The organism is Rhizobium sp. RU33A (assembly GCF_900156055.1).
GTDB lineage: Bacteria > Pseudomonadota > Alphaproteobacteria > Rhizobiales > Rhizobiaceae > Allorhizobium.
On record NZ_FTMQ01000004.1, the window covers coordinates 1 to 18,437 of the forward strand.

12 protein-coding genes and 1 pseudogene are annotated in these 18,437 nt (G+C 62.3%); 6 read left to right on the forward strand and 7 right to left on the reverse strand.

All coding sequences use genetic code 11. From position 1 onward, the window contains the following. Together BW978_RS23695 and BW978_RS15310 are read left to right on the forward strand one after the other, a co-directional pair. Positions 1 to 526 (forward strand): hypothetical protein (locus BW978_RS23695; protein WP_210216985.1); only part of this gene is annotated, 526 nt, incomplete at its 5' end. After that, a complete protein-coding gene (locus tag BW978_RS15310; RefSeq protein ID WP_076396591.1) occupies positions 523 to 2,466 on the forward strand; it encodes a M23 family metallopeptidase in 1,944 nt (647 codons plus the stop codon). The genes BW978_RS23695 and BW978_RS15310, both read left to right, overlap by 4 nt. 86 nt (positions 2,467 to 2,552) lie before the next feature. Here BW978_RS15310 and clpB read toward each other — a convergent pair whose 3' ends face one another. From clpB to BW978_RS15340, 6 genes are all read right to left on the reverse strand, one after another. After that, complete coding sequence (gene clpB, locus BW978_RS15315; RefSeq protein WP_076396593.1) at positions 2,553 to 5,156, reverse strand: ATP-dependent chaperone ClpB; 2,604 nt, start codon at positions 5,154 to 5,156, stop codon at positions 2,553 to 2,555. Positions 5,157 to 5,363: 207 nt separating this feature from the next. After that, entirely contained in the window at positions 5,364 to 6,131 is a 768-nt protein-coding gene (locus tag BW978_RS15320; protein ID WP_076396595.1) for a DUF4167 domain-containing protein, read from the reverse strand. A 331-nt stretch (positions 6,132 to 6,462) separates the two neighbouring features. Then, positions 6,463 to 7,305 carry a peptide chain release factor N(5)-glutamine methyltransferase gene (gene prmC, locus BW978_RS15325; RefSeq protein ID WP_076396597.1) on the reverse strand — a complete coding sequence of 281 codons (843 nt, stop codon included), beginning with the start codon at positions 7,303 to 7,305 and terminating at the stop codon, positions 6,463 to 6,465. A 29-nt stretch (positions 7,306 to 7,334) separates the two neighbouring features. Continuing rightward, positions 7,335 to 8,414, reverse strand: coding sequence for a peptide chain release factor 1 (gene prfA, locus BW978_RS15330; protein ID WP_076396599.1), 1,080 nt, complete (start codon positions 8,412 to 8,414; stop codon positions 7,335 to 7,337). Positions 8,415 to 8,440: 26 nt separating this feature from the next. Then, on the reverse strand, positions 8,441 to 10,708 hold the full coding sequence (ptsP, locus tag BW978_RS15335) for a phosphoenolpyruvate--protein phosphotransferase (RefSeq protein ID WP_076396601.1): 2,268 nt from the start codon (positions 10,706 to 10,708) through the stop codon (positions 8,441 to 8,443). A gap of 86 nt (positions 10,709 to 10,794) precedes the next feature. Continuing rightward, positions 10,795 to 12,069: an aspartate kinase gene (locus BW978_RS15340; RefSeq protein ID WP_076396603.1), complete on the reverse strand. Its 1,275-nt coding sequence runs from the start codon at positions 12,067 to 12,069 to the stop codon at positions 10,795 to 10,797. A gap of 281 nt (positions 12,070 to 12,350) precedes the next feature. On the opposite strand from BW978_RS15340, the pseudogene mprF reads away from it, so the two are divergent. Further along, a pseudogene (mprF, locus tag BW978_RS15345) lies at positions 12,351 to 14,951 on the forward strand (bifunctional lysylphosphatidylglycerol flippase/synthetase MprF). After that, positions 14,948 to 16,324: a virulence factor family protein gene (locus BW978_RS15350; RefSeq protein WP_076396605.1), complete on the forward strand. Its 1,377-nt coding sequence runs from the start codon at positions 14,948 to 14,950 to the stop codon at positions 16,322 to 16,324. The pseudogene mprF and the gene BW978_RS15350 overlap by 4 nt, the downstream one beginning before the upstream one ends. 46 nt (positions 16,325 to 16,370) lie before the next feature. On the opposite strand, the gene BW978_RS15355 is transcribed toward BW978_RS15350, so the two are convergent. Continuing rightward, on the reverse strand, positions 16,371 to 16,961 hold the full coding sequence (locus tag BW978_RS15355; RefSeq protein WP_076396607.1) for an SH3 domain-containing protein: 591 nt from the start codon (positions 16,959 to 16,961) through the stop codon (positions 16,371 to 16,373). Positions 16,962 to 17,130: 169 nt separating this feature from the next. Between BW978_RS15355 and ubiG the strand changes: the two genes are divergently transcribed. After that, entirely contained in the window at positions 17,131 to 17,886 is a 756-nt protein-coding gene (ubiG, locus tag BW978_RS15360) for a bifunctional 2-polyprenyl-6-hydroxyphenol methylase/3-demethylubiquinol 3-O-methyltransferase UbiG (RefSeq protein WP_076396609.1), read from the forward strand. After that, positions 17,883 to 18,434: a DUF924 family protein gene (locus tag BW978_RS15365; protein ID WP_076396610.1), complete on the forward strand. Its 552-nt coding sequence runs from the start codon at positions 17,883 to 17,885 to the stop codon at positions 18,432 to 18,434. The genes ubiG and BW978_RS15365 overlap by 4 nt, the downstream gene beginning before the upstream one ends. Positions 18,435 to 18,437 lie beyond the last annotated feature (3 nt).

An 18,437-nucleotide genomic window follows, 5' to 3' on the forward strand; every position in this document is an offset into this window, starting at 1 on the left:
AAAAACAGACGGTAAAAAACCGTCACAAAATCCCTTACCGCCCAACCCTAAAGCCGGGCAACAAAACCAGCATCACAGCCAATTTCGAGATCTTTTGTCTAGAGCGAAGGACTTCGTCGCTAGCAGCGCCGCCGCCCTCGTCAGTGAGCGGATGTATAGATTCGCTTCTCCGGACAGTCAACAGCCTTCTTCGAGAAATTTCGAGAAAATCTCCAAGCCATTGAATTTACATGCTTTCTTGAAACTCGAAAGTTTGGCCGTCCATTTGGCATCGGGTCAAAGGCCGGTTTTCACCGAAAATCCCGGCTCCGGACGTCTCTCACGCTATGCCGTGGGCCCCTCGCGTATACGCATGTCCTCGCATGCGCGCGTGCGTGCCGCGCAATTTCCATATTTGCCTGATCTTAAGGCGGTCGGCCCACCGCGATTTGACGGATTGGGCCAAAACATGAGACATGAAGACGTGATCCAGTCGATGAACCGGCCGGGGCCCCGCCCCTACGCCACAGACCAGAAGACGGCATGACGACAGACCGCGACCTGATGCGCTCGCTCGGTGGCGAGCCTCCGATCCTGGCCGACGGTCTTCGTGCGCCCGATCGCCGGGAGATCTCCCTGCGCTGGCTCTCTGGGACCTTCCTGACCGGCATCACCTCCTGCATACTGATGGGTGTGGCCTTGTTTGCAGCCCTCGACGGCCGCCAGCAACTCGCCATCCCGGCCGAGGCTTTCGCGGTGGTACCGCCCGATCCGGATGATGGTGCGGATGAGGAAACCATGCGTGGCGACAGGATCTTCGCCCCCAAGATCGCCGCCCGTCCCGTTGACAAGGCCATCCTCGACGTTCCCACCGTCTTCAAGGATGGAGAGCGCGAGGTTGTCCGAAAGCTGCCCTTTGCCCATGTGAAGATGGTGCTGGCTGCCGACTACGCCAATCAGGAGCGTTATCCGCGCTTCGACCCGCTTGCGATCTTCGCCACCGACGACACTCCCCCGGCGGTCGCCAATCGCACAGGCTCGCTCTACGGTTCTGATGTCGAATCCGAGGTCATCCTGAAGTCGAGCGCCTTTCCGACGGTTCCCGATAAACCGCTGGCCGGCGAAATGACCTTCGACGAGGTCGAGGAAAATGTCCGCTCGAACGGCTCCGTGCTCACAGACGGCGATGCCCAGGTCGCGGCTCTCTATTACATCGATCCGCGTCGCTTCGATGCGGAGGAAACGGGGCTAGATCTCTCCGTCGGCATGGCCGCGCGCATCGTTGAAGAAAACATGAGCGTCGCCGAACCGGAAATCATCACCCCGATGACCCCGGAATATGCCGACGACATCCTGCCGGTCCGAAGGGCTCAATCCGTGGCCGCGCTGATGCAGGCCGCCGGCTATCCCGAAACGAAGGCCGAGGATGTCGGCAAGGCATTGGCGCCTTTCATGAAGGGCGACGAGCTCGTCGAGGGCGACGTGATCCGCGTCGGGCTCTTGCAGCGTGGCGAGGAGGTGCGTCTCGTGCGCTTCTCGCTCTACCATCGGGCTGATCATATCGCGACGATGGCCGTCAATGACGTCGGCCGTCTCGTTGAGGGTGCCGAGCCGCCGGAACTCGACGCCGTGGCGGGTGCGTTCGAGACCTCACAACCAGCGCTGATGTCCAGCCGCGATCTACCGCGCGTCTATGACGGCATCTACCGCGCCGCCTTGTCCTACGGGATGAACCAGGATCTGACCGCCCAGGTCATCCGGCTTCTCGCCGCAAATGTCGATTTCCAGGCACAGTTGAAGCCGACCGACATGCTCGAAGCCATCTTCTCCGTCACCGATGATGAAGGTCGCGCGACGGAGGATAGCGATCTCCTTTACGTGCGCGCCCGCTTCGGCGACTCGATCACCCAGTTCTACCGCTTCCAGGATCCCGAAGACGGATCGATCGACTATTTCGACGAAAACGGCAAATCGATCCGCCAGTTCCTGCTGAGAAACCCCGTGCCGAACGGCCGATTTACCTCCGGCTTCGGCATGCGCCGTCATCCGATCCTCGGTTACTCGCGCATGCATACCGGCGTCGACTGGGCAGCCCCGCGCGGCACGCCAATCATTTCCGCCGGCAATGGCGTCGTCGAGAAAGCCGGCTGGGCCTCCGGTTACGGCAACCAGACGCTGATCCGCCATGCCAATGGTTATGTCACCTCCTACAATCACCAGAGCGGCATCGCCAAGGGCATCGTGCCCGGCGCCAAGGTCAATCAGGGCCAGGTGATCGGCTTCGTCGGCTCGACCGGCGCATCGACCGGCTCCCACCTGCATTACGAGCTGATCGTCAACGGCACAAAGGTCGACGCGATGAAGGTCCGCCTGCCCGGCGGCAAGGCGCTCGAAGGCACCGCACTTGCCGCCTTCCAGCAGGAGCGCCAGCGTATCGACACGCTGCTGCAGACCGGTGGACGCCCGGCCCAGGTCGCAAGCCGTTAAATTGAACCATCAGCGCGTCGGACAAACGAAAAACGGCGGCCCCCAAGGACCGCCGTTTTGGTTTTGTGCAGACGACGCGATAGGGCTCAGGCCGCAGCGCTGACCGAAGCCTTGGGCGAGATCAACAGCCGATCGCTGCCCGCCTCGATCGTCACATCGGATCCATCGAGCACCTGACCGGAGAGGATCTGCTCGGCGAGCGGGTCCTGCAGGTATTTCTGGATCACCCGCTTTAGCGGACGGGCGCCATAGACCGGGTCGTAACCCTTGTCGGCGAGCCATGCGCGCGCGTCCGGGGCGAGATCAAGGCGGATCTTGCGTTCCGAAAGCAACGACAGCAGCCGCTTCATCTGAATATCGACGATCGCGCCCATCTCCGTCCGGCGCAGCCGGTGGAAGAGGATGATCTCATCGACACGGTTGAGGAATTCCGGTCGGAACGAGGCTTTGACCACATCCATCACCTGATCGCGAACCTGATCGACATCCTGATCCTCGCCGAGGCTCGTCAGATAATCGGCCCCGAGGTTCGAGGTCATGATGATGATCGTGTGCTTGAAATCGACCGTCCGGCCCTGCCCGTCCGTCAGTCGCCCGTCATCGAGCACCTGCAGGAGAACGTTGAAGACGTCGGGATGCGCCTTTTCGATCTCGTCGAACAGCACCACCTGGTAGGGCTTGCGCCGCACCGCTTCCGTAAGCGCCCCGCCTTCCTCATAGCCGACATAGCCGGGAGGCGCGCCGATCAGCCGGGCGACCGAGTGCTTCTCCATGTATTCCGACATGTCGAGGCGGACCATGGCCGTCTCGTCATCGAACAGGAAACGTGCGAGCGACTTGGTCAGCTCCGTCTTGCCGACGCCGGTGGGGCCGAGGAAGATGAACGAGCCGATCGGCCGGTTCGGATCCTGCAGGCCGGCACGCGCACGGCGAACCGCCCGCGACACGGCCTGCACCGCATCACCCTGGCCAACGACCGATTTTGCCAGGTCATCTTCCATTCGAAGCAGCTTATCGCGCTCGCCTTCCAGCATCTTGTCCACCGGGATACCGGTCCAGCGCGAGACGACATGGGCGATGCCGTCGGGGTTGACCACCTCCTGCACCATGTTGCCGGCGGCCGAACCATCCTGTGCTTCCGCATCCACCAGCTCCTTTTCGAGCTTCGGGATCACGCCATAGGCGAGTTCGCCGGCGCGCTGGAATTCACCCTGGCGCTGAGCAATAGCAAGCTCGTTGCGGGTCTCGTCCAACTGCCGCTTGAGATCGGCGGCGAGGCCGAGCTTCTGCTTTTCCGCCTGCCAGCGGGCCGTGAGCGCATCCGCCTCTTCCTCGAGCGAAGTGAGCTCGGTTTCAAGACGCGCGAGCCGGTCGGCGGACGCCGCATCGGTTTCCTTCTTCAGTGCTTCGCGCTCGATCTTCAGCTGAATGATGCGGCGATCGAGTTCGTCGAGCTCTTCGGGCTTGGAATCCACCTGCATCCGGAGCCGCGAGGCGGCTTCGTCCATCAGGTCGATCGCCTTGTCGGGCAGGAAGCGGTCGGTGATATAGCGGTTCGACAGCGTCGCGGCAGCAACCAGAGCGGAGTCTGAGATCCGCACCTTGTGGTGCTGCTCGTACTTCTCCTTCAGCCCGCGCAGGATCGAGATCGTATCCTCGACCGTCGGCTCCTCGACCATAACAGGCTGGAAGCGCCGGGCAAGCGCCGGGTCCTTTTCGACATGCTTGCGGTATTCGTCGAGCGTCGTCGCCCCGACGCAGTGGAGTTCACCGCGCGCAAGCGCCGGCTTCAGGAGGTTGGAGGCATCCATGGCGCCGTCGGCCTTGCCGGCACCGACAAGCGTATGCATCTCATCGATGAACAGGATGATCTCGCCGTTCTCGGCCTGCACCTCGTTAAGCACGGCTTTCAGCCGCTCCTCGAATTCGCCACGATACTTCGCGCCGGCAATCAAGGCACCCATGTCGAGCGCCATGAGCTTCTTGTCCTTCAGGCTCTCCGGTACGTCGCCATTGATGATGCGCAGCGCCAGGCCCTCGGCGATCGCCGTCTTGCCGACGCCGGGTTCACCGATCAGAACCGGATTGTTCTTCGTGCGACGCGACAGAACCTGGATCGTGCGCCGGATCTCGTCATCGCGGCCGATGACCGGATCGAGCCTGCCTTCGCGCGCTTCAGCCGTCAGATCCCGCGCATATTTCTTCAGGGCGTCGAAGCCGGCCTCGGCATTCGCACCATCGGCCGTGCGGCCCTTGCGGACCTCGTTGATCACCTGGTTCAGCGCATTGGCGGTCACGCCGCCCTTCTTCAGCGAAGCCGAAGTCGAAGCGGAAGACTCGATCGCAAGCGCCAGCAGAAGACGCTCGACGGTGACGAAGCTGTCGCCAGCCTTCTTGGCGGCGTCTTCGGCGGTCGAAAACACCTTGGCAAGCGGCTGCGCCAGATAGACCTGGCCATTGCCCCCGGAGACTTTGGGCAGCTTGGCAAGGGCTGCATCATTGGCGATCCGCACGGCCTTGGCATCACCGCCCGCACGGCTGATCAGCGAGGAGGCCATGCCCTGCTCATCATCGAGCAGAACCTTCAACACGTGTTCGGGTATGAACTGCTGGTGCCCTTCCGACAGGGCGTAGGTCTGCGCCGATTGCAGAAATCCGCGCACGCGTTCGGAATATTTCTCGATATTCATAGTCACTCTCCGTTTCCCCGCCCTGCCCGCAATCGGCACAGGTCGGTTGGTGTGGATGAGGTCCCCGGAAGCGGCGGACCCCGGAGCGGAAACCGCTCCCTTGACCGAGATATGGGAGCGGGATTTTGCCCTTTAAAGAGGCAGATAAACGAAAAACTCCGGGTCTGAGCCCGGAGTTTTGCAATCGTCAAATCGAGCTCGAAAAGCTCATTCCGAAGCGGCTTCGGCAAGAGCGGGTGCTTCGCCGCCTTCGCCGTTTCCACCTTCGCCACCTTCACCACCTTCGCCGCCTTCATCACCGGCAGCGCTGCGGCGCGGCTGGCGACGCGGACGGTTGCCGGCATTGCGACGGCGCGGCTGGCGCTCGGCCCCGGCTTCCGCCTGGCTCTCGGCCGCAGCGGCTGCGGCTTCCGCCGGCATGTCTTCGATGACCGGCTGCGGACCCGTACCGGCGATCTCCGCCTGCGGCTGCGGCTGGGCCTGCGGCTCGCGCGGCTCCCGCTGGCGGCGCTCGTGCTGCTGACGGTTCTGTTGCTGCGGCTGCGGTGCCTGCTGCTGCGGACGCTCGCTGCCCTGGGCGGCATTGTCGTCAGAGCCGTCGAAATCCTCGCCGTCCCGTTCGTTGTAATCCTGGCGGTCGTCGCCGCCATCGCGGTCGTCACGCTGGAAGCGTTCCTGCATCTGCGACTGAGCAGCCGCAATGATGCGGTTATAGTGCTCGGCGTGCTGCAGGTAGTTTTCCGCCATGACGCGATCGCCGGCGCTCTGGGCGTCGCGAGCGAGCGTGGAGTATTTCTCGGCGATATGCTGAGCGGTGCCGCGGATCTTCACATCGGGGCCGGAACTGTCATAGGTCCGGGTGAGCGGGTTCTGGCCCTTGCGGTTGAAATTGTTGTTTCCACCGCCGCCGCCGCCACCGCCGCCGCCATTGTTGTTACGCCCCCGACCACGCTTGTTTTGCTGTCCTGGCCTCATAGATGATTCACCTGAATGTCTTTGTTGTGCTGATAAAGGGCAACGTCATTGGCTCTGGTTGAACCGGACCAAGTCTCCACGCGCCGCCGACAGACCGCGCTCTCGCCTTGCTCGCCGCTGGTGAAAGTCGAGTTTACTGAGTTACGCAACAGTCCCGTCGTGCTTCGCCGAGTTCGACAGCGAACCTTTTTCGAAGCCGGCCCAGTCGTGAACGAATCTTCGTTCTTTCCCCGCCGCCCATTGCGTGCCCGCAAGCTATTACGCTTCATCCGGAAAACCAAGCCTTTTTCTATGTATCCCGTAATTATCCTTAGCAGACGCAGCAAAGGCGCTAATCAAGCCCTGTCGCAAACACGAGGACACGGTCGTTATCACCATAGTCCCGGCGCTCTTCGACAAGCGAAAATCCCGCCAGTTCAAATATTTGCGTAACATCACGACGCTGGTCGAAACCGATCTCCAGACCGATGAGCCCATGGTCTTCAAGGTGGCTCGCCGCCACCTGGGCAATCGCGCGATAGGCATCGAGCCCATCCGGACCACCATCCAGCGCTGCCATCGGATCGAACTTGGACACTTCCGGTTCCAGTCCCTTGACCACATCGCTGCGGATATAGGGCGGGTTGGAAACGATGATGTCGAAGCGTTCGCTCGTCTTGTCGAACCAGGGCCCTTGCCGCGTGGCAAAGCGCTTCGCAAGCCCGTTGCGCTCGGCATTGTCAGCGGCTGTCTTCAAGGCGTCTTCGGAGATATCGATCCCCAAGGCCTCGGCCTCGGGACATTCGTGGAGCAGGGCGAGCGCGATTGCTCCGGTTCCCGTTCCAAGATCGACAAGTCTCGGCTTTCGACCTTGCGCGACCATAGAGTTGAGATGTGGCAGGATCACGTCAACCAGGATTTCCGTATCCGGTCGGGGTTCGAGCGTCCCGGATGAAAGCGCGAGATCGAGCCCGTAGAAGTCACGCCGGCCAAGGATGCGGTGGACCGGCTCACGGGCCAGCCGCCGAAGCACGGCCGCCTCCACCTGTACCAGGTTTGCCGGCGAAACCGGCTTCTCACCGTCAAGCAGAAGGGCCGTCGGGCTCAGGTTGAGAAGGCCACAGACGAGCACCCGCGCATCACCAGCAGCATCGTCCAATCCGGCCGCCTCGAAGCGCCGTCGGGCGTCCGCCATCAGCAACCGTGCTGTTGGCGCGGCCCCCGTCACTGGTTTTCGCCCAGCTGCGCAAGCTGGCCAGCCTGGTAATCGGAGATCAACGCATCCAGCATCTCGTCCAGATCACCTTCGATCATCCGGTCGAGCTTGTAGAGCGTCAGGTTGATCCGGTGATCGGTCACGCGCCCCTGAGGAAAGTTGTAGGTCCGGATTCGTTCGGAGCGGTCGCCCGAGCCGACCTGGCTCTTGCGGTTCGCCGACCGTTCGCTGTCCACTTTCTGCCGCTCGATATCGTAAAGCCGGGAACGCAGCACCTGCATCGCCTTGGCGCGGTTCTGGTGCTGCGACTTCTCCGAGGACGTCACGATCAGTCCGGTCGGCAGATGGGTGATACGCACGGCCGAGTCCGTCGTGTTGACATGCTGGCCGCCGGCACCCGAAGCGCGCATCGTATCGATGCGGATGTCTTCCGGCCGGATTTCGATGTCGATGTCTTCGGCTTCAGGCAGCACTGCAACTGTTGCCGCAGAGGTATGAATGCGCCCGCTCGCTTCTGTTTCCGGCACCCGCTGCACCCGGTGCACACCGGATTCGAACTTCAGCTTGGAGAACACGCCGCGACCGCTGATCGTGGCGATGATTTCCTTGTAGCCGCCGGCTTCCCCTTCGCTGGCGGAGAGCGCTTCGACCTTCCAGCCCTTGGTCGAGGCAAAGCGCTCATACATGCGAAAGAGATCACCGGCAAAAAGCGCCGCCTCGGATCCGCCGGTTCCTGCACGAATTTCGAGGATGGCGCTCTTTTCGTCGGCGGCATCCTTCGGCAGCAACAAGATCTGCATCTCGGCTTCTAGCGCCTCGATCCGGCTTTCGATCTCGGGCAACTCCATCTCGGCAAGGTCGCGCATTTCCCGGTCCGTCGTCTTGTCGGACAGCATGGCGCGCAAGCCGTCGGCCTCGTCGATCGCAGACTGGTACTCGCGGATTTTCTTCACGACCGGCTCGAGTTCGGAATACTCCGATGCGAGCTTCACATAGACGTCGGCTGCCGGTCCCGCAGACATTCGCGCCTCAATCTCGCCAAACCGGCGTTCGAGCTCGCGCATTTTCTCGACAGGAAGCTTCGCCACCCTTTACTCCAGGTCAGTCGTCAAAGTCAGACGGGAACGTTATGCTCTTCCGCATGGCGGAGGAGCAGGTCGCGCACTGACACGCCCGGGGTGTCGTCGTCAAGCGCAGCCATCAGAACCTCCGAGAGCTGTCCGATATCGAGCCCGAGCAGCATCGCCTTGACCGGACCGATCGCGGTCGGCGACATCGAGATTGATCGGAAGCCGATGCCGAGCAGCGCCATCGCCGAAAGCGGCTTCGACGCCATCTCCCCGCACAGCGTTACCGGCGTCTTGTTCCGCTCGCCGGCGCGAACAATATCCCTCAGAATCCTGAGGAATGGCCGCCCGAGCACGTCGAACCGATCGGACACCCGCGCATTGCCGCGATCAACGGCCATGGCGAACTGGAACAGGTCGTTCGATCCGACCGAGACGAAATCCACTTCGTCCATCAGCTCGTCAAGCTGCCAGAGCAGAGCTGGAACTTCCAGCATGGCGCCGAACTGCAGCTTCTTCGGCAACTGATGACCGAACTTGGAGATGTGCTGGATTTCCTTCTGCATCAGCTCGCGCACGGCCCGGATCTCCGAGACCTCGGTCACCATCGGCAGCATCATCTTGAGCTCGGCGCCGGAAGCCGCCTTCAGGAGCGCGCGCAGCTGCGTACGCAGCAATCCCGGCCGGTCAAGCGACAGTCGGATCGCCCGCCAGCCAAGTGCCGGGTTCTCTTCTTCCTGCGCCCTGAAATAGGGCACGACCTTATCGCCGCCGATGTCCAGCGTGCGGAAGGTCACAGGCCGCCCACCCGCTTGCTTCAGCACATTGCGATAAAAGCTCTCCTGCTCCTCGCCCTTCGGCATCGTGGACGAGATCATGAACTGCAATTCGGTCCGAAACAGCCCGATGCCATCGGCACCGGAATCGGCCAGTTGCGGCAGATCGACGAGCAGGCCCGCATTCATCTGCAGCTTGATGCGATGACCGTCCTTGGTGACAGGTTCGACATCGCGCAAAGCTCGGAACTGCTCCTGCCGTTTCGCACGAAGTTTGACCTTCTCCTCATAAGCCTTCTGCAGATCGGCAACCGGACGCACATGCACCTTGCCATCATCGCCGTCGATGATCACGGGGTCACCGTTTTCCGCCAGTGCGACGGCACCGGTCGCCTGGCCGACCACCGCAATGCCCATGGCACGCGCGACGATCACGACATGGCTTGTCACCGCCCCGTCTTCGAGCACGAGGCCGCGCAGGTTTTCGCGCGGATAGTCGAGGAGTTCGGCCGCTCCCATGGCACGTGCAAAAACGATGGCGTCGTTTGGGAAGCCCTCTGCCGCACTCTGGGGCGAAAACCCGGTCAATTGGCGCAACAACCGGTTCGCCAGATCGTCGAAATCATGCATGCGTTCGCGCAGATAAGGATCGGTTAGGCGCATCATACGCGCCTTGGTGTCGCTCTGCACCTTCTCGACCGCGGCTTCCGCCGTCAGGCCATTGTGGATCGCCTCTTCCATGCGCCGCACCCAGCCCTGGTCATGGGCAAACATGCGGTAGGTTTCGAGCACGTCGCGATGCTCACCTTCCATGGAGATCTCGCGCCGCGACAGCATGTCGTCGATTGAAATGCGCAGAGATCCCAGGGCCGTTGCCAGCCGGCGGATTTCGGTCTCGCTGTCCTCGTTGAGCAGATTGGTGACAACGATGCGCGGCTCATGCAGCACGACATAGCCCAGGCCTATGCCTTCGGAATAGCTGTCGCCGTCGATCGAGACGGGTCGCGTCAGATCAAGTTCGAGGCCGGGCCGGGTAATCTTCTTGAGCTCGCCGGTGGCGATCATCTCCGCAATCACCATCGCGGTCGTCTCGAGCGCCTCGAGCTCGTCCTCGCGGTAATTGCGCTGCGCCTTGTTCTGCACGACGAGAACGCCGAGGCTTCGCCCGGCGCGCAGGATCGGCACGCCGAGGAAGGAGTGGTAGATCTCTTCGCCGGTTTCCGGCAGGTAACGGAAGGCCGGATGCGCCTGGGCATCCGAGAGATTGAGCGACTGCGCCGAAGCCGCGATCGTACCGACGAGACCCTGGCCCATCTTCAGCTGGGCCAGGTGAACCGCGTCCTTGTTCAGACCTTCGGTGGCGTAAAGCTCGAGAACGCCGTCGGAGCGGAGCACATAGACGGAGCACACCTCTGCGACCATGTTGTTCGCGATCTGGCGAACGATCCGATCCAGTCGCTCCTGCGGCTCAAGCGGCTCCGCCATCAATTCGCGCAGCCGCTTGAGGAGGACGCGGGGACCCGCAGAAAGGTCTCTCATCCCGATTTTGCTCCACTTCCCATTGGTCAGCGGATTGTTACCCTTACCTTTTCAGGGGTCAGGTCACGGATGTCCGCTCTCAGGAATCAATTCTTATCCAGACCGTAGCAGGAATGCAAAGTCCGAACCGCAAGCTCGGCATAGGGGCCGTCGATCAGGATGGAGATCTTGATCTCCGACGTCGTGATCGCCTTGATGTTGATGCCCTTCTCGGCCAGCGCCTTAAAGGCGGTCGCGGCAACACCTGCATGGCTGCGCATGCCGATACCGATGACGGAAACCTTCACGAGACCCTTCTCGCTCTGGACAACGTCGAAGCCGATCTTCTCCTTGTTGGAGCCGAGAACGGCCAGCGCCTTGTCCACATCACCCGAGGGCACCGTAAAGGTCATGTCGGTCTTCGAACCATCTTCCGAGATGTTCTGGACGATCATGTCGACATTGATGTGGGATTCGGCGAGAGGTCCGAAGATCGCAGCCGACACGCCCGGCCGGTCGGCCAGGCGGCGCAGCGAAATCTGGGCTTCATCCTTGGCATAGGCAATACCGGTGACGACTTCCTGTTCCACGATCTCTTCCTCATCGCAAATCAACGTACCGGGCGGGTTCATCAGATCGCCCATGCCCGGCGCATCGGGATCTTCAAAGCTAGAGCGCACGAAGGTGCGGACCTTGTGCACCATGGCGAGTTCGACGGAGCGCACCTGCAGCACCTTGGCGCCGAGCGAGGCCATTTCGAGCATTTCCTCGAACGCGATCTTCTTCAGGCGTCGTGCCTTCGGCTCGATGCGCGGGTCCGTCGTGTAGACGCCGTCAACGTCGGTATAGATGTCACAACGGTCGGCCTTGACGCCGGCGGCAATCGCCACGGCCGAGGTGTCCGAGCCGCCACGGCCGAGCGTGGCGATGCGATTGTCAGGGCCGATGCCCTGGAAACCGGCGACCACGGCCACCTGACCCTCGCCCATGCGGCGGATGATCTCGGCGCCGTCGATCTCCTGGATGCGGGCAGCACCATGAGCGTTATCGGTCTTGATCGGGATCTGCCAGCCCTGCCATGAGCGGGCATTGATGTCCATCGACTGGAGCGCAATCGCCAGCAGGCCGGCAGTGACCTGTTCGCCCGAGGCGACGACGGCATCGTATTCGCGCGCATCGTAGAAAGGCGAAGCGGCGCCGGCGACTTTGGGCATGTTTTGCACCCAGTCGACCAGCTCGTTGGTCTTGCCCGACATGGCCGATACAACCACGGCCACTTCGTGACCCGCATCCACTTCGCGTTTCACATGGCGCGCGACGTTATAGATGCGATCCAGATTGGCGACGGATGTCCCGCCGAATTTCATGACGATGCGAGCCATAGACTTGAACCATATGCCCTTGAAAGACGCCGGGACCCCGGCACGGAAACTGCGACCTGAGCCAAAACCCTCAGGTTGCGGGGCTTTTAGTCTATATGTTCCCGGGGCGCAACGGCCACTTGACCCCCAAACGGTACGGTAAAGCGCGGTTTTTCAGCCGCAGCAGGCGTGCGGAAACCCCACCTTAATTTGGATCGAATTCGAGCGCCAACCATGAGGCAACGCCCAGGCTGGGAGGCTGGACCGTCATCTGTTGGTCGATCGATACCGGATAGGGTGTCATGAAAGCATTAGACGCGTTTCCCGAGCCTGCCCTCAGCGACAACCTCCCGCCGCCCTCCTTCTTTAACAGACATGCGAAGTCGATCGCAGCGATCATGGCTCTCGTCGTCTTCACCGCCGTCGGCTATGCCGTCTACCGGCTGACGGAGGAGATCACCTATGCCGACGTGATCCGTTCCCTGGAGGCGACAAGTGCCTCCTCGATCGCGCTCGCCGTGCTTTTCACGGCACTGAGCTTCGTCACCCTCTGCTTCTATGATCTGAACGCGCTGTCCCATATCGGTTGCAAGCGCCCGTGGCCGGAGGTGGCGCTCACCGCCTTCAGCGCCTATGCCGTGGGCAATGTCGCAGGCTTTGGCGCATTGTCGGGCGGTGCCATCCGATACCGCGCCTATTCCCGCGCCGGTCTCTCGCCCGACGAAATCGGCCGCATCATCGCCTTCGTCACAGTCTCCTTTTCGCTTGGCCTCGCACTGCTGACGGCTGGCAGCCTAATCCCCATGGCAGGCGAGATCGCCCCACTGATCGGGACATCCTCAACGACGTTGGCGACCGCCAGCGCCGCCCTACTCCTGACGATCCTCGCGCTTCTCGTCATTTCAAGGCGCGGTAGCCTCACCATCGCCGGCCGAACGCTGCGCCTCCCCGATACCGGCACGCTCTCCCGGCAGTTCCTGGTCACCGTGCTGGATGTCGCCTTCTCGGCATCTATCCTCTACGCCTTGCTGCCGGCAGAAGCGCAGATTTCCTGGCCCGCCTTCTTCGCGGTCTATGCCGTGGCCATCGGCATCGGCATCGTCAGCCACGTGCCCGCCGGCCTCGGCGTCTTCGAGGCCGTGATCCTGGCCGCGCTCGGCTCGCAGGTTCCGGGTGACGCGCTGCTTGCCTCGCTCGTCGCCTACCGCGCCATCTATTATGTTTTACCGCTGGTCATCGCCATTCTCTTGGTCACGGCAACCGAACTGCGCCAACTATCGTCGAAACCACTAGCAACAGGTGTCGCCAGAACCGCAGGACGCCTTGCGCCCACGCTGCTCGCGGCCCTCGCCCTCGTTCTTGGCGCCATGCTCGTCCTGTCGAGCGTCACGCCAACGCCCGGCGACAATCTCGATCTTCTCGCCGGGTTCCTGCCGCTCCCCGTAGTCGAAGGCGCGCATTTCCTCGCCAGCATCCTCGGCCTGATGCTGGTCATCGTCGCCCGCGGCCTCGCCCAGCGACTGGACGGTGCATGGTGGGGTGCCCTTGTCGTTGCACTGCTCGCTTTGGCTCTGTCGCTCGCCAAGGCGGTCGCCATCTATGAGGCAGCCATCCTGGCTGTTCTGGTCCTCGCGCTCCTGCCGAGCCGCCGACTATTTCATCGCAAGTCGTCTCTCGGACAGGCGCTGACCTCCTCCTGGCTGCTCGCCGTTGCAGTCCTGATCGGCGGCGCGGCCATCGTCCTCCTCTTCGTCTACCGCGACGTCGAATACAGCAATGCGCTCTGGTGGCAATTTGCCTTCAATGCCGAAGCGCCCCGGTCGCTGCGCGCCATGCTCGGCCTCACCGTGGTTGCCATGGGCATCTGCCTCTTCAGCCTCATGCGCCCGGCAGCCCCGGCCATCCGTCCAGCAAACGAGGAAGAACTGGCCAAAGCCGTCGCCATTTCAGACCGGAACGACCTAGCCGACGCCAATCTCGTGCGCACCGGCGACAAGTCGGTGATGATCTCGCCCGACGGCGAAGCCTTCCTGATGTATGGCCGCCAGGGTCGGTCCCTCATCGCGTTTCTCGATCCGATCGGGCCGAAAGCCTCGCGTGACGAACTTGTCTGGCAGTTCGTCGAAACCGCCCGTGCGAGCGGATGTCGAGCGGTCTTCTACCAGGCTTGACCCGCCATCCTGCCGGTCATTGCCGATGCCGGCATGAAGGCGTTCAAACTCGGCGAAATGGCGGTGGTCGATCTCGAGCGCTTCGACCTCAAGGGCGGCAAATGGGCGGGTCTGCGCCAGACCGCTGCCAAGGGCGAGCGCGACGGTCTCACATTCGAAATCATCCAGACGGAGAGTGTCGCTCCGATTCTCGATGATCTTCGCCAGATCTCCAACGCCTGGCTCAACCATCACCGGGCGAAGGAGAAGGGCTTTTCCCTCGGCGCCTTCACCGATGGCTATATGACAGCACAACCGGTCGCCAGCCTGCGCCACGAAGGCCGAATCGTGGCTTTCGCCAATCTGCTTCTGACGGACACCCGCGAGGAGGCCTCGATCGATCTGATGCGCTTCGCCCCGGATGCCCCGAAAGGCGCGATGGACTTCCTCTTCGTCCGCCTGATGACGACGCTGCGCGATCAGGGCTACCGCCATTTCAACCTCGGCATGGCGCCGCTCTCGGGCCTCTCGCGCCGGGAGGTCGCCCCTGTCTGGGACCGCGTCGCCAACACCTTCTATGAGCACGGCGAACGCTACTACAACTTCAAGGGCCTGCGCGCCTTCAAGTCCAAATTCCATCCCGACTGGCAGCCGCGCTATCTTGCTGTCGCCGGTGGTCTCAATCCCGTATTGGCCCTGCTCGACGCGACACTTCTGATCGGCGGCGGCTTGAAAGGCGTGGTGAAGAAATGAAGACCTCCCTCCGCGCGACGCTGCTCACACTTTCCCTCCTCGCGACTTTCACGCACGTCGTCACCCAGAACCATGCCTATGCGGAGGATCCGCCGCTCGAAACCGGCATGATCCCCTCGCCCCTCACCCTCTTGCCCGACAGTGATCCCCAGGCGCTTGTGGTGCTGCTCTCCGATGGGTTAGGATGGCAGCCGTCAGACCAGCTGGAAGCGGAACGGCTGCAAGCCAATGGCGCAACCGTCGTCGGCGTCGACACACCGAAGTACATAGCCTCGCTTGCCGCCGACAAAGGCGACTGCATCTATACGGTTTCGGATATCGAGGCACTTGCCCACCAATTGCAGCGCAGGGCCGGAAATTCCAATCTCCTCCCGCCCATCCTCGCAGGTCGAAGCGAAGGCGGCGCTCTCGCGCTTGCCATCCTCGCCCAGACGCCGAAGGCCACGATCGGCCAGACGCTCGCCCTCGATCCCGAGGCCGGCATTCCGCTCACCAAGCAGTTCTGCACCCCGGCAGAAAAGAAGGTCGTCGGCGACAGGATGATCTACGGCCTCACTCCGGGCGAGCTGCCCGATCCCGCAACCGTTCTGTTCAGTCCGGCAGCCAAGGCCGATGCCCGTGCCCACGTGGCCGCGCTCGAAACCAGCCATCCGGACATAGACCAGCGCGACGCTGGCAACGATCCGTCGAAAACCTTCTCAGACACCATCGACGAACTGATCGCCGCCGGCAACGCCGCCGAAACGCCGCTCGGTCTGCCGCTCACCGTCCTCGATGCTGCGCCAAGCCGCGACACGATGGCGGTGGTCTATTCCGGCGACGGCGGCTGGCGCGACCTCGACAGCCAGGTCGGCACCAGTCTCCAGGCGTCCGGCATCCCGGTCATCGGCGTCGACTCGCTGCGCTATTTCTGGACGAAGAGGACACCCGAACAGACGTCCGCCGATCTTGCCACGATCATCCACACCTATGAGAAGCGCTGGAAGGTGAAGCATGTGCTGCTGATCGGCTATTCCTTCGGCGCCGACATCCTGCCCGCCGCCTATGCTGGCCTGCCGGACACGCTCAAGGCGCGCGTCGCCCAGATCAGCCTGCTCGCACTCTCGCATCAGGCCGACTACGAGGTCTCGGTCTCCGGCTGGCTGGGTACCAGCAGCGGTGGGGCATCGGATCCGCTGACAGACGTTGCGAAGATCGATCCTTCGATCGTTCAGTGCGTGTTTGGAACGGAGGAAGAGGATGATGCCTGCAAGCAGCTGGTCGGCGGACCGGTCGAGACGATCGGCATCAAAGGCGGCCATCACTTCGACGGGGATTACCCGGCGCTCGCGAAGCGGATCCTGGACGGGCTCGACAAACGAATGACCAAATAGGGAGAGGGAGCATTTCGCTCCCTCTCCGGACTGATGGTCGTTAGCCTTAGCGGCAGGCGCTCGGGTCCCGTTCGCAACTCTGCTGCATCATTCGACCGGGTGGAAGCCGGCCGCGGTCCTCCTGCTGTTGCATGTTCTGCCGCGGACGCCGGTCTTCGTCGCGGTCGCGCCGGTTATCGACGCGACGATCACGATCACGATCACGATCACGATCACGACGATCGTCGCGCCAGCCGTCACCATCCCGCCAGCGATCCCGATCACGATAGAACGGTCGGCTGCGGTAATGATCATCCCAATAGCGACCGATGCTGAAGGTCACGGTCGGAATGCCGAGCGGGCGATAATACTGCGGCCCAACATTGACGCGACGCTGCGAATAGGTCGTTTGCAGGTAGGAGCCGGAAACCCAGCCACGATAGCCAGCAAAGGCCACGTCGCACCAGTTGGCGCTGGAGAGGCAGCCCTGAATGTTCACGCGGCTGCCCGACGGGATCACGATGACCGCCGGATACTGCGTGCTGGGCCCTGACCGCATATTGACATTGGCCGTCGAGAAGGCCGAGGCCGCTTCGGCAACGGCCGGCAAACCTCCTGCGGATGCAGCCAGTGCTGCAGCGAACCAGATTGACTTCATGATGGTGATCTCCTGTCTGCGCAAAACCGGCGAACCAGTGTTGTCTAGCCGACCAACGCATGATCGCGTCTGCCGGTTCCGCTTAGGCGACGCACCTGCGACGTCTCCACCCTTGACTTTAAAGGTCATCGAGACGACTTCATGACCAAACGCGCCAGGAGGTTCCGTCATGAGTGCAGAGGCCCGCACCACCATCGATCAGTCCGAAGTCGACCGCTTTTCCGCCATGGCGGCTGAGTGGTGGGATCCGACCGGCAAGTTCAAGCCCTTGCACAAGATCAATCCGGTGCGCCTTGCCTATATCAGGGACAAGGTGGTCGAGCATTACGGCCGCGATCCACGCAGCGCCCGCCCATTGGAAGGCCTGCGCATCCTCGACATCGGATGCGGCGGCGGCCTTCTGTCGGAACCGGTTGCCCGCATGGGCGCAAGCGTTCTTGGCGCCGACGCTTCCGAGAAGAATATCAAGATCGCCATGACCCACTCCGCCCAGAGCGGCGTGGAAGTCGATTACCGCGCGATCACCGCCGAAGAACTGGCAGCCCAGGGCGAGACCTTCGACATCGTGTTGAACATGGAAGTCGTCGAACACGTCGCCGACGTCGATTTCTTCCTCTCGACCTGCGCCTCCATGGTCCGCCCCGGCGGCCTGATGCTTGTCTCCACCATCAATCGCACGCTGAAAGCCGCAGCGCTTGCCATCGTTGGCGCCGAATATGTCCTGCGCTGGCTGCCCCGCGGCACCCACCAGTATGAAAAGCTGGTCCGCCCCGAGGAAATCGAACGGCCCCTCTCGGCAAACGGCATGCAGATCCTCGAGCGGAAGGGTGTCTTCTTTAATCCGCTGCAGAACCAGTGGAACCTCTCGGCAGACATCGATGTCAACTACATGATGCTGGCGAGCCGCCCGGGATCGGCGACATGACGACACCACAGACGATCATCGACTTCTGGCTGCGCCACGGCCCGGAAGCCTGGTTTTCGCGCAACGAAGCGCTCGACGCCGAAATCGAAGCGGACTATGCCGAGCTGCATTTCCAGGCTTCGCGCAACGAATTGTCGGATTGGCAGGAGACCCCGGAAGGCACCCTCGCTCTTCTCCTGCTGCTCGACCAGTTCCCGCGCAATCTCTTTCGCGGCAGCGCGCATTCCTATGCGACCGATCCGCTTGCCCGCACGATAGCCCACCACGCTCTGGCCAAGGGTTTCGACATCAAGGTCGAGCCGATCCTGCGTCCCTTCATGTATCTGCCCTTCGAACATTCGGAAGACATGGAAGACCAGCGCCACAGCGTCTCGCTGTTCGAGAAGCACCGCCACGAGACCGGCGATGCGGAAGCGCTGAAATGGGCCGTTCTACATCTGGATCTGATCGAGCGCTTCGGCCGCTTTCCGCACCGCAATACCGCTCTTGGCCGCAAGACGACGCCCGAAGAGCAGGCCTATCTCGACGAAGACGGTTTCAAGGGCTGAGCC